The 12453-nt window shown below is 57.5% G+C and carries 12 protein-coding genes and 1 tRNA gene; 5 read left to right on the plus strand and 8 right to left on the minus strand.

Annotated elements, in window-relative coordinates:
* Positions 1-3: 3 nt before the first annotated feature.
* Positions 4-933: an alpha/beta fold hydrolase gene (locus tag ACGHP1_RS14220; RefSeq protein ID WP_390509724.1), complete on the plus strand. Its 930-nt coding sequence runs from the start codon at positions 4-6 to the stop codon at positions 931-933.
* A 181-nt stretch (positions 934-1114) separates the two neighbouring features.
* Here the strand turns inward: ACGHP1_RS14220 and ACGHP1_RS14225 are convergent, their stop codons facing one another.
* The 6 genes from ACGHP1_RS14225 to ACGHP1_RS14250 all read right to left on the minus strand — a co-directional run bounded on the left by ACGHP1_RS14225 (position 1115) and on the right by ACGHP1_RS14250 (position 6672).
* Entirely contained in the window at positions 1115-2605 is a 1491-nt protein-coding gene (locus ACGHP1_RS14225; RefSeq protein ID WP_154261213.1) for a lipopolysaccharide biosynthesis protein, read from the minus strand.
* Positions 2606-2681: 76 nt separating this feature from the next.
* Positions 2682-3236 (minus strand): M48 family metallopeptidase, encoded by a 555-nt coding sequence (locus ACGHP1_RS14230; RefSeq protein ID WP_097774138.1) that lies wholly within the window; start codon positions 3234-3236, stop codon positions 2682-2684.
* 4 nt (positions 3237-3240) lie between these two features.
* Positions 3241-4161: a DMT family transporter gene (locus ACGHP1_RS14235; RefSeq protein WP_332376833.1), complete on the minus strand. Its 921-nt coding sequence runs from the start codon at positions 4159-4161 to the stop codon at positions 3241-3243.
* Positions 4161-4694, minus strand: a complete 534-nt coding sequence (locus ACGHP1_RS14240) for a hypothetical protein (protein WP_143405573.1) — start codon at positions 4692-4694, stop codon at positions 4161-4163. The genes ACGHP1_RS14235 and ACGHP1_RS14240 overlap by 1 nt, the downstream gene beginning before the upstream one ends.
* A 188-nt stretch (positions 4695-4882) precedes the next feature.
* Complete coding sequence (locus ACGHP1_RS14245) at positions 4883-6175, minus strand: glycoside hydrolase family 10 protein (protein WP_390509727.1); 1293 nt, start codon at positions 6173-6175, stop codon at positions 4883-4885.
* Complete coding sequence (locus ACGHP1_RS14250; RefSeq protein WP_332376836.1) at positions 6172-6672, minus strand: conjugal transfer protein TraD; 501 nt, start codon at positions 6670-6672, stop codon at positions 6172-6174. The genes ACGHP1_RS14245 and ACGHP1_RS14250 overlap by 4 nt, the downstream gene beginning before the upstream one ends.
* Before the next feature lie 123 nt (positions 6673-6795).
* On the opposite strand from ACGHP1_RS14250, the gene ACGHP1_RS14255 reads away from it, so the two are divergent.
* From ACGHP1_RS14255 to ACGHP1_RS14270, 4 genes are all read left to right on the plus strand, one after another.
* Positions 6796-7215 carry a hypothetical protein gene (locus ACGHP1_RS14255; protein WP_371289955.1) on the plus strand — a complete coding sequence of 140 codons (420 nt, stop codon included), beginning with the start codon at positions 6796-6798 and terminating at the stop codon, positions 7213-7215.
* A gap of 257 nt (positions 7216-7472) precedes the next feature.
* A tRNA-Ile gene (locus ACGHP1_RS14260) sits at positions 7473-7548 on the plus strand.
* A 426-nt stretch (positions 7549-7974) separates the two neighbouring features.
* On the plus strand, positions 7975-8844 hold the full coding sequence (locus ACGHP1_RS14265) for a patatin family protein (RefSeq protein WP_242960011.1): 870 nt from the start codon (positions 7975-7977) through the stop codon (positions 8842-8844).
* Positions 8845-9354: 510 nt separating this feature from the next.
* Entirely contained in the window at positions 9355-10329 is a 975-nt protein-coding gene (locus ACGHP1_RS14270) for a glycosyltransferase (protein WP_154256387.1), read from the plus strand.
* 88 nt (positions 10330-10417) lie between these two features.
* On the opposite strand, the gene ACGHP1_RS14275 is transcribed toward ACGHP1_RS14270, so the two are convergent.
* Both ACGHP1_RS14275 and ACGHP1_RS14280 read right to left on the minus strand, forming a co-directional pair.
* Complete coding sequence (locus tag ACGHP1_RS14275; protein WP_154256389.1) at positions 10418-11350, minus strand: ABC transporter ATP-binding protein; 933 nt, start codon at positions 11348-11350, stop codon at positions 10418-10420.
* On the minus strand, positions 11351-12448 hold the full coding sequence (locus ACGHP1_RS14280) for an ABC transporter ATP-binding protein (RefSeq protein WP_154256391.1): 1098 nt from the start codon (positions 12446-12448) through the stop codon (positions 11351-11353).
* Between the last annotated feature and the right edge of the window lie 5 nt (positions 12449-12453).

Below are 12453 nucleotides of genomic sequence, written 5' to 3' on the forward strand. Positions count from 1 at the left end.
GCTATGAGCCAGATGATCGATTTCACCGTCCCGTCCACTGTACCGGGGCGGACTTTGCATGCCTTCCGCTGTGTGCCGGAGGGTGAAGTAAAGGCGGTTCTGCAGCTGTCCCACGGTATGGTGGAATTTATTGACCGTTACAAGCCGCTGGCGGAATATCTGGCCGGGCGGGGCATCCTTGTTACCGGCCACGACCATTTGGGCCACGGCGGCTCCATCCGTACCAAAGCGGACTACGGCTACTTTGCCGAGCCGGACGGCAACCGCGCCGTTCTGGCCGACCTGCACGCCATGACCGTGCGCACCAAAGAGCTGTACCCGGGCGTGCCTTATTTTCTGCTGGGGCACAGCATGGGTTCGTTCTATGCCCGGCAGTATTTGTGCGAATACGGCCATGAGCTGGACGGAGCCATCATCATGGGCACCGGCTTCCAGCCCAAGGCACTGGTGCAGTTTGCCAAAGCCCTCTGCCGGGTGCTGGCGGTCTTTCATGGCTGGCAGTACCGCAGCAAGTTCGTGGCCAACATGTCCTTTATGGGCTACAACAAAGGGCTGGAGGGCCGCACCACCCACGACTGGCTCAACCGCGATCAGGCCGAGGTGGACAAATATCTGGCCGACGAACGCTGCACCTTTACCTTTACGCTGAACGCCTACTACAGCATGTTCAGCGGCATCCTGCGCCTGCACGACCCGGCGTTCCTTGCAAAAATGCCCAAAGACCTGCCGCTGCTGTTCTTGGCTGGCGATGCCGACCCGGTGGGCGAACAGGGCAAGGGCGTGCAGCGTGCCATCCAGAGCCTGAAAGACGCCGGTGTGCAGAACATTGAGTGCAAGCTGTACCCCGGTGCCCGGCATGAACTGCTGGTGGAAACGAACCATCAGGAAGTGTTTGAAGATATCGGCAGCTGGCTGGAAAAGCATCTTGCCTGATCTGCCGCATCCGTTTTACCGTCATTCTGAGGAATGGCGGTACTTTTTGCCCTAATGGCTGGCGGCACTTTTGCCAGCCTGACCGGCAAAAATGCCCGGCACTGAAAGTTTTCCCGATTGCTGAAAAAGTCCCCGGAACCAGCGTTCCGGGGACTTTCTGCGTTTATTTTCAGTTATGCTGTTATGCTTTCTTGGGTGCGATCCAGCCGTCGATCACATTTACCAGTGCCTTGCCGCGGCGGCCCAGAAGCTTGGGCAGCAGGACACGGGCCATGGCCCACACACCGGCAAAGTTGTACAGGATGATCAGCGCCGTGATGATGCCGGTCCACAGGCCATAGAGCGGCGTTTCGGCCAGCAGCACAAAGGCTTCGATCACCAGCGCAGCCGCATTCACCAGCACGCGGCCCGGATGTACCTGCATCCCGATCATGCGGTGGGCATCGATGGCGCGCAGGGTGAACACCAGCGCAAGGCCAAGGAAGGACGCATAGGTAGCGCCCACAGGCCCCCACCACTTGATGAAGAAGTAGTTCATGATGCAGTTGCTCACAGCACCCGCCATCATGGTGATCATGCTGCGGGCGGACTTTTTATTCACCACATACACGCTGTTCATGAACTGGTTGAAGCAGCTGCAGGTGGAAGCCAGCACAAGGAAGGGCACAAAGTGCCATGCATAGTAGTAGTTGGACTTCATCACGTGCATCACCGGGCGGCACAGCCAGATGATACCGGCTGCGCAGCAGAACAGCACACTGGAATAGGTGCGGAAAATTTTGGTAAAGAACTTTGCGCGGCCCTCTTCCTCGGTCACAGCGGAAAGCTGCCATGCATCGTAGAAGATCAGGCCCAGCGTAGTAAGGATGGTGGGCAGGAAATAGCCGGTGGAAAGCAGGCCGCTCCATGCATTGCCGTCGCGGCCGTCCAGACCGTTGCACATCTCACGCACAAAGAACAGGTCGGATGCGTTGATGATCCAGAAGCTGATCTGTGCCGGGATCATGGGCAGCGAGAAGCGCAGCATCTGCTTCCACAGATCCTTGTTGATGCCCTTCAGCTCCACATAGTTCCACAGCTTGCCGGTGAACATCAGGAACAGCACACTGGAAAGGTCGCCGCTGATGATGGCCAGCAGGTAGCCGTTGGCACCCCACTTGAAGCCCACCAGATACAGCACGTAGAAAGCCATAGTGGCTACGGTGCACAGCACGCCGTCCACGGCCACCAGCTTGTTCCACTGGCGGCTGCGCACGAACTGGGTGCACAGGGTGCGCAGGCAGCTCATGAGCACATAGATGTAAATGAGCAGGCCGTACTGTGCCATATCGGGCAGGAACTGCGCAATGGGCCAGCACAGCACCAGAATGCCAAAGCCGCCCAGAATGGTCAGCAGGCCGTTGGTGAACACCTGTTTTTCGCTGTTGCCCTTGTCCAGACCAAAGCGGATGATGGCGTTGGACATGCCCATGGACACGAACGGGATGAGCAGGTTCGCGTACTGGCTCAGGATCTTGGAAAGGCCCAGATCGGAGATCTCCGCCATTGCATAGGTCAGGAACGGCTGGACGATCAGGGTGAGCAGCTTTGACGAAAAGCTGGAAATTGCAAAGATCAATGTGTTGCCGGCCAGCTTTGAATATTTATCGCCGGACTTTTTTTCGTTTTCCAAGGGAACTTCCCTCCTGTTTTACAATTCGGATGCGGGCCGGTCTGTGACTGCCCGCATCCGCTTTCCCACTATTTAGTCACTTTAAAAGCGCCCGCCGGGCTTTCCAGTCCGGCAGCAGCTTTGCCACCTCGGCCCAGAACGCCGGGCTGTGGTTGGGCTGCAAAAAGTGGCAGTACTCATGCACTACCACATAAATCTGCGCCGCCGGGGGCATATGATACAGCTGCAAAGCAAAGGTGATCTGCCGCTTTGCCATAAAGCACACGCCCCACCGGCTGGTCATGCTGCGCACTTTGATAACAGGCTTGTGCCCGCCCAGCACTCCGGCAAAGGCCGGGTAGACCTTATCGCTCATGGCCGTAAAATAGGCCAGCGCTGTTTCCTTATCCGGCAGAGACCGCGCTTCCTGCGCTGCGCGCCGCATGGCACGTTCCCGGGCCTGCTGCACCCAGTCGGCGCGTGCGGCCACAAAACGGTCTGCCGCTTCTGCGCTCGTCCGCAGGGGGATGCTCACCGCCACGGTGCCATCCTCCCGCACACGGATGTTCAGGTTCTTGACCCGTTTGCGGGTCAGCTCGTATTGGATGCCGCCTGCCGTGCGCAGCTGTGTCTCCTGCTTTCTGCCCGCCATGAGGTCAGGTAGTCTTTTTTGCCCGGTGCAGCATTTCCAGCGGCAGCTGGGCCAGCACCACGGCAGCAAAGATCAGCACGCAGCCAAAGACTTCCCGGGCAGAAAGGTTCTGGTGCAGCAGCATCCAGCCGCCCAGCGCACTGAACACGCTTTCCAGACACATGATCAGGCTGGCAATGGCGGGGTTCAGGTCCCGCTGGCCCAGAATTTGCAGGGTGTAGGCCACGCCGCTGGACATGATGCCGCAGTAGAGGATCGGCAGCGCATTCTCCGCGAACTGCGCTGCGGAAGGTGTCTCGAACAGCAGAGCCGCAGCGGTGCTTTCCACCGACACCACCAGAAACTCGGCAAGGCTCAGCCGCACGCCGTCCACCTGCGGGGCAAAGTGATCCACCGCAATGATCTGGAAGCTGAACAGCACCGCGCAGCTCAGCAGGAGCCAGTCGCTGGATTCGATGCTGCCAAAGCCGTTTTTCATGCACAGCAGATACAGGCCCAGCACGGCTACCACCATGCTCACCCACAGCTGCGCGCTTCCCTTGCGGCCCAGAAACAGGCCGAACACCGGCACCAGCACCACGTACATGGCGGTCAGGAAGCCAGCCTTTGCCGTGGACGGATTGATGGTAATGCCGATCTGCTGTGCAGCGGAAGCAGCAAACAGAAGGGTGCCGCACACAAAGCCTGCCGCCCGCAGCTTTTTCTTCTCGGCAGCAGTTTTGGGCTTTGCATCGGTGCCGCTTTTGCGGCGGATGGCATCAAACACCATCACCGTGGGGATCAGCACCAGTACAGCCAGCCAGCTGCGCCCGGCCAGAAAGCTGTAGGCTCCCATGCCGGAACCGGCGCTCTGGGCCACAAAGGCTGTGCCCCAAATAAGGGAGCACAGCAGCAAAAGCAGAGAGTTCTTGGTTTGTGTGTTCATCAGCCAATGCCCTCCACCTTCAGCAGGCCGTACAGGTAGTACTTGCTGGAGTCATAGGAGATGGTCACACGGTACTGCGCCGCCGGGTCCAGCCCGGAGATGGTGCAGCGGTAGTCGGTGCCGTCGGTATGGATATAATAGGTGCTGTCGGTCACATACTCTGCGCCGCCGTCCACCTTTTTCCACACGGCCACCTTGAACCGCTGGGTGCCCTCAGCCGTGCCGCAGCCCATAATGCTCAGCGTGCCGGAGGGCACGGTAAAGTAGCTGGTCTGGCGGCTCCAGATGCCGTTGAACACTGCATACAGGCAGCCATCCGCCGTGGCCGTGGCAAACTTGGCCGAGGAGTCTGCAATGCCCTGAATGATCAGCGGATCACTGGTCTGGTCGGCCCAGCGGGTAGTGTCCTCTTCCTGCACTTCGTCCGAAGTGCCCGATGCCTTGTGCACGATGCTCTTCAGGGTGTCCTTGCAGCCGATCAGGCCCACTGCAAGCACCAGCGCCATCAGCAGCACAACGATCCTTTTTTTCATCTTCATACGTTTCCTCACGAAGCAATGCGCTTCTCTTTGTTTTTCATCCCTCCGCCCTGTTCTTGTACAGAGCAGATACAGATATAGTATACCGCATTTTCCGGCGCTGTACAAGACATTTGTCCTGTGCCGTACTGCAAGAAAAGCCCCGCCGGGGCTTTTCTTTTTGTGCGGTTTGCCGCCCGATTTTACGTTTCTTTGCCAGTGACCGCCTGCAGGGCAGCACACTCGGCAGCGGCCTGCTCCGGTGCGCCTGCACCAAACAGACTGCCGTACCGGTACAGCGCCCAGCCGCCCGCGTTCTGGCTGCGCAGGTCCTGCACCTGCCGGGCCAGCACATCGCCGGTGCTCCAGCCGCTCACGCTGTCCGGGTTCGCGCCGCCGTCACCGGTGCCCACGCGGTACGCACCCAGCCCGAAGTACAGGGCCACGCCCTCTGCGCGCGGGTACGCCAGCCACGCGGGCACGATGTTCTCAAAGGCAAAGCGGGTGCTGCCGCTCTGCAGCGTGTAGCCATAGCCCCAGTAGATCTGCGGGCAGAGATAATCCACCACCTGTTCTTCCCCGCCCGCAGCCAGCCACGCCGTCACATCGCTGTACTGGCTGTTGAGGTCGTTGTCGGGATTCCCCTGCGGACTGATGCCAAAGCGCAGCGTCGGGTCTGCAGTCTTCACCGTGTCGTGCACCTTCTTGACCAGAGCGGTCACGTTCTGCCGCCGCCATGCTGCAAGGTCTGCCGCACCGCTGGCCGCAAACTGCGCCGCATCGATGCTTTCTTCGGTCGTAGGGTAAAAATAATCGTCAAAGTGGATGCCGTCCACCGCGTAGTTCTGCAAAAGCTCGGCCACGCCCTGCACCACATAGTCCGCCGCTGCAGGCTCGGCCGGGTTCAGATACAGCCCGTCGCCCACTGCACACACCCATTCCGGGTGGGTGTTGGCAAGGTTGTTCTCTGCCAGATTCGGCGGCATGGCTGCAGAGGACCGCAGCCGGTAGGGATTCAGCCACGCTTCCACCGAAAGGCCGCGCCCGTGGGCCTCCTGCAAAAGGATGTCCAGCGGGTCAAAACCGGGGTCCTGCCCCTGCACGCCGGTGCACAGGTGGCTCCACGGGAACAGCTGGCTTTTGTAAAGTGCATCCCCGAAGGGCCGCACCTGCGCAAGCACCGTGTTCAGCCCAAGGCCCGCGCAGTTTTCCAGCATTTGCACGCACCCGGCGCGGAAGCTATCCGCCGAGGAAAAATCCATTGCTGCCCATTCCAGATAGCTCACCCATACGGCCCGCCACTCGCCTGCAGGCAGGGCAGGGTTCTCAACAGGCTGTTTTTCTGCTTTCGTTTTGTCCCGTTTGGAAAACTTTTTTCTGCGCAGCCACAGCCCCGCACCCACACAGGCAGCAGCACCGGCCCCCGCCAGAAAGGTGCGCCGGTTCACACGGCGTGGTTCCGCTTCCGTTTTTTTGGACTTGCGCCGCTGGGTCACAGGGTCTCCTCCTGGGTCTTATACAGCACAAGCGCTGCCCAGCCCCGGGCGCAGGCCAGCAGCACGAACATGATGTTCGTCCAGAAGGCAAGGGCGCTCATGCCCGCATACTTCGTCAGCAGCCAGAACAAAAGGCGCAGCGCTTCCGAGATGCACACCAGCTGCAGCGGGCGCTGAACGGGCCTGCCGTGGCCGTACTCGATGGCAAGCAGGCCCGGCCACACCAGTGCCGAGCACAGGTCGCCCGCCCAGCCGCCTGCAGCCAGCTTGCTGAGCATCAGCAGCACGAACACCAGCGTGTAGCTGCGCTTATCCTTGGCGGGAGCACCCTTCTGTGCGGCCAAAAACAGCACTGCAATGCCGGTGATGCAGAACACGATCAGTTCCAGCCCCGAAAAATCCATGCCGCCCAGCACGGCAAAGCCGCCCAGCATGGACATTGCCGCTGCCGCCAGCAGGAAAAAGTACCAGGTCTTGCGTGTAAATTTGAGCTTCATTGTGTTCCTCCCGCCTGCAGCAGTGCGCAGGCTCCTGACAAAATTTTCAAAGAATTAAAAATATTATAGCACAAAAGTATGCGGGTTGTGTTACAATAAGAAAAACTCTTCAGGAGGATCTTCATGAACGCCGCAGTTTCCATTGTCCTGCTTGCCGCCGTACTTGGCGTGATCGTTTTTCTTTTGTCCCGGCGCGAGAATAACCGCCGCAGCCAGTACGGCCCCGCCGGCCTTTCGGAGTTCCGCACCGACCTGCCGCTGGACGAGTGCTTCGACCGGCTGGACGAGCACAGGGATGCCGACGAGTTCGTGTACGAGTGCCGCCGGGAAAAGGACGGCGGCTTTCTGCTGCATCTCACCCTGCACCAGCCCACCCAGCAGCCACTGGACACCCTGTATACCCTTCGGCTGGACCCCGGTCGTCAGACCGTAGTGACCCTGATCTTCATCCGCGAGGCCTTTGGCTACAAGGAGCCGCTGTTCCCGCAGGAAATGCTTGATCGTTTTATGCAGCAGAAGCTGGATGCCCACCGTACCAAATAAAGTTTTGTGTAAATGCTTTTCATTTTGCGCTGTTTTTGGTATACTTGTAAGTGCCGCAGCGCAGAATATGCGGGCTAGTAGCTCAGTTGGTCAGAGCTGGCGGCTCATAACCGCTTGATGTAACGATTTTCATTTTCAAAACCTGTTTGTTTACGTCACTTTTTGAAGTAGCAATCTTCAAAAAAGCGGTTTCACCTACTATTTACCTACGAAGGAGCATTTGAACGCGCCCTCACGGGTACGTTCAAATTCCATAAGGGCCAGTAGTTCAGTGGTTAGAACTCCCCGCTCATAACGGGGTTATCGCGGGTTCAAGTCCTGCCTGGCCCACCAAAAAAGCACGAGATTTTGCTCTCGTGCTTTTCTTTTTGCATGAATAGGCGCTTTACTTGTACAATTCTTTGCTCATCTGTTTCCGAATCTCATCACGTCGTCTGTCGTAGACCTGCGTGTAGATTGCAAGGGTCGTGCTGGGCTGAGCGCGTCCGGCTTCTGCGGCCACCGTTGCCACACCGATATTGGGATTAGACAACAGAATGCTGACGAAGGCGTGCCGGAACATATGCGGATGGATTTTTTCGATTAGGGGTACATATCACAGAGCACATGATACGCTGGCCGTTTTTGTTTGCCCCCCATTGCGGCAGATCCTGCTTTCTGCCGCAAATTGCATCAGATCCCGCCGTTTGCTCAATGAGTATTTCCCGCCGTCCCGTTATACTGGGAGAGAAATGGAATTAAACGATGGAGGAACAGACCATGAAATACGGTGTCATCGATGTGGGTGGCGGCCTGCGGGGCATTTACGGCGCTGGCGTGCTGGACCGCTGCCTGGAGGAGGACCTCCGCTTCGATCTCTGCATCGGCGTTTCGGCGGGCAGCGCCAATATGACGTCCTATCTGGCAGGCCAGCATGGGCGGAACAAGCCCTTTTACGATGAATACTCCTTCCGCAGGGAGTACATGAGCGTGCACAACCTCATCCGCAAGCACTCCTATCTCGATCTGGGCTATGTCTACGGCACCCTCAGCAATGCAGGCGGCGAGAATCCGCTGGATTACGCGGCGCTTGCCCGCAGCCCGGCAGAGCTCTGCGTGGTGGCCGCTAATGCACAGAACGGCGAGGCGCAGTATTTCACCAAGGCAGACCTCCACCCGGACGACTACCGCGTCCTCATGGCGTCCTGCTGCATCCCGGTCATCGACCAGCCCTGCGTCATCGACGGCGTGCCTTATTTTGATGGCGGCCTGGCCGACCCCGTCCCGCTGGAATGGGCCTTTGCCCACGGCTGCGACCGGGTGGCTCTCATCCTGACCAAGCCCATCGGGCTGGTGAGTAGTGATGCCCGGGACAAGCATCTGGCACACCTGCTGCAGTCGCATTACCCCGCTGCAGCCGAGGGGCTGCGCCGCCGGGCATGGCGGTACAACACGGCTGTCCAGCGGGCGCGGGAGCTGGAGCGACAGGGCCTTGTCTGCATCATCGCCCCGGACAGCACCGAGGGAATGTCCACCCTGACCAAGAACCGCGCCTGCCTTGAAAAAATGTACGCCAAAGGCAAACAGGACGCCGAAGCGCTGGTGCGGTGGATGCAAAACACCAAACAAGATGAATCGGTGGGCACCTAGAGATGAAACCCGTTCACTTCCCTTGACAATATCCGCCCCGGACATTATACATATGATATGTACATACAGACAAAGGAGCCTGGAGCGGTATCGCTCTGGGCTTTTTGCATTTTGTTGTTCTGCTGCGGACAGATAGAGGGGGTCCGCAGCAGAGGAGTAGAAAACCTCCTTCCCGATTTCTGCAAAAGAAAAAGCTCACCTTCAATTTTAGAAAGTGAGCCATGTAAATCCAAAATAGTAACAGTAAGTGTCGAGTTTCGTACCCAAAAATTCTTGGGTACGGTTCTGGGTACAAAGAGCCGTTTTAGAGACAAAAAGCCACCAAAAGTTACATCAAAGTACACAAAGGCACTTTCATGGAATTATCAGACAGTCACAAGATTTCACAAGAAAAACGGGATTTCAAAATTAGCGACGTTCTCATAACCGCTTGAACCCAAAACTTATAAAGTTCTCATTGCGGAATCCCTGCTCCCATGATATGATTAAACCAGCTTGGAGGAGGATATCATGCAGAATACAAATAACGAACTCGTGTCCGTCATTGTTCCGGTATATAAAGTAGAACCCTATCTGGACCGATGTGTCGCCAGCATTCTGGCCCAGACATATCCGAACCTTGAGGTGATCCTGGTCGATGATGGTTCTCCCGATAACTGCCCTGCACTCTGTGATGCATGGGCACAGCGGGACGCACGCATCAGGGTCATCCATAAGAAAAACGGTGGCCTATCCGATGCCCGGAATGTGGGACTGGATGCGGCATCCGGTGCGTACATCTCCTTTGTTGACAGCGATGATTACATTGCAGAAAATTTCATCGAGACCCTTTATGATCTGCTCCATGAGTACCACACTGATATTTCTGCCGTCCATTGGAAACTCGTCTATGCTGACGCGCCGGAGGTCCCTGCTCCGCTTTCTTCCCGAAACGTTACGCTCTTTCAAGGTGCTGATGCCATCCGGGAGCTTTTTACGGAGGATACCTACGCATGTTATGCATGGAATAAATTATGCAAACGGGAACTGTTTGACACCATCCGGTTTCCGGTCGGTCGCGTTATGGAAGATCTTGGCATTGCATACAAGATCCTGTTCGACGCAGGGCAGATCGTGTACTCGGACGAACCCCTGTATTACTATTATCAGCGCGATGGCAGCACTCTCCATACAGACTGTATAAAGTTCTTTCAGGACAGGCTTGCGATGGTCACAGAGCGTTATCTGTTTCTTGAAAAGCGGTACCCCGACATGCTGGAAAACGATGCCTATTTTGTGGATATGGCCCTGAATGATTACCCGATCCTCTATCGTTCTGCCTTAGACCCTGAATCGGATCAGCTCATCCGCCATGCCTACCAAAAGAGCCGTTCCATTTTGTCCTTCTACAATAAAATGCGCTTTGCCTTTTTCAGCCGGAGCAAAGCCCTGTACTACTTTATCGAACGCCGCAACCGCAACCTTGCCCGCTACGATAACTGCTGAATCTCCTGCATTCCATTCCTTTCTGCGTAATTATAATAAAACAAAGAAGGAGCGTTTCCACGCGGGAACGCTCCTTCTTTGTTTACTATCATTTACACCATTTTGCAAACTCTTCGTCGGTGCACTTGACATAGTGGCTGCCGCTCACATGGTGATCGGTGCCCTTGTTGTAATCGATGCCGGAAGTGGCGTAGTCGTAGGTCTCAGCCACGCGGCGCTTCTCCACAACGGGGTTCGGCAGCGGGATGGCCGACAGCAGACTGCGGGTGTAGGGGTGGACGGGATTCTCGAAGATCTCTTCGGTCGTACCCGTCTCCAGCAGGTGGCCCAGATGCAGCACGCCGATGCGGTCCGAGATGTACTTGACCATGGAAAGGTCATGCGCAATGAACAGGTAGGCCGTGCCGGTCTCCTGCTGGATATCCTTCATCAGGTTGACCACCTGCGCCTGAATGGACACGTCCAGCGCCGAGATGCACTCATCTGCGATGATGAGCTTGGGGTTCATAATGAGGGCGCGGGCAATGCCCACGCGCTGGCGCTGGCCGCCAGAGAACTGGTGGGGATAGCGCTCGGCATGTTCGGGCGCAAGGCCCACCTTGGCCAGAATTTTCTCCACCTTTTCGCGGCGCTCTTCGCGGGTCTTGTACATGTGGTGGATGTCCAGACCCTCACCGATGATATCCTCCACCTTTTTGCGGGGGTTCAGGGACGCCATGGGGTCCTGAAAGATCATCTGCATCTGGGTGCGCAGCGTATCGTTCTGCACGCGGCTCAGCCTGCCGCTGATATCATGCCCATCAAAGGTGATTTTTCCGGCAGTGGGGTCATACAGGCGGATGACGCTGCGGCCGATGGTGGACTTGCCGGAACCGGACTCGCCCACCAGACCATAGGTCTCGCCGGGATAGATCTCAAAGCTGACATTGTCCACAGCCTTGACGGTATAGCTCTTGCTCACGCGGAAATACTGCTTCAGGCCCTCGACCTTCAGCAGCGGAGCAGCATTCTGTCCTGCCATTTATTCCGCCTCCTTGATCTTTTCTGCCTCGGCACGCATGCGGGCAATGCGCTGAGCAAGCTCAGGCGGCATGTCCACCTTGGGTGCGCGGGGGTCCAGCAGCCATGTAGCTGCATAGTGGGTGTCGCTGATCTTGAACATGGGCGGGTCAACTTCGTCGTCGATGTTCAGGGCATAATGGTTGCGCGGCGCAAAGGCATCGCCCTGCTTCTCATGCAGCAGGTTCGGCGGCGAACCCGGAATGGTGTACAGACGGTCGTCTGCGGTGTCCAGATCGGGCATGGCGGAAAGCAGGCCCCATGTGTAGGGGTGGCGCGGCTCGTAGAAGATCTCGTCGATGGTGCCGGTCTCCACGATCTTGCCTGCGTACATCACGTCCACATAATCGGCCACCTTTGCCACAACGCCCAGATCGTGGGTGATGTAAATGACCGAGATGCCGCGCTCACGCTGGATGCTGCGGATCAGCTCCAGAATTTTGGCCTGAATGGTCACATCCAGTGCCGTGGTGGGCTCGTCACAGATCAGCAGGTCGGGGTCGCAGGCCAGTGCAATGGCAATGACCACGCGCTGGCGCATACCGCCGGACAGCTGGTGCGGGTAGCTCTTCATGCGCTTTTCGGCATCGGTGATGCCCACCTCTTCCAGCAGCTGCACAGCCTTTTTGTAGGCGGCATCCTTGGGCATCTTGTAGTGCCACAGCATGCCCTCCATGATCTGCTTGCCGATGGGCATGGTGGGGTCAAGGCTGGTCATGGGGTCCTGGAACACCATGGCGATGCGCTTGCCGTTGATGTGGCGGCGGATCCACTTTTTGTCCTTCTGCAGCAGATCCACCGTCTCGGGGCTGCCATCAGCGTGATGGTAGCTGAACTGGATGGAGCCGCTGTTCACAATGGCGTTCTGTGCCAGAATGCCCATGGCGGCTTTCATGGTAACGGACTTGCCGGAGCCGGATTCGCCCACCAGCGCCACTGTTTCGCCCTTGTACAGGTCGATGTTCACGCCGCGGATGGCGTGCACCGGGCCTGCGGTGGTCTTAAAGGTGATATCAAGGTCTCGCACCGACAAGACCTGTTCTTTTTTCTTTTCAGGCATGGGGT

The organism is Faecalibacterium sp. i21-0019-B1 (assembly GCF_042852915.1).
GTDB classification, from domain to species: domain Bacteria; phylum Bacillota; class Clostridia; order Oscillospirales; family Ruminococcaceae; genus Faecalibacterium; species Faecalibacterium taiwanense.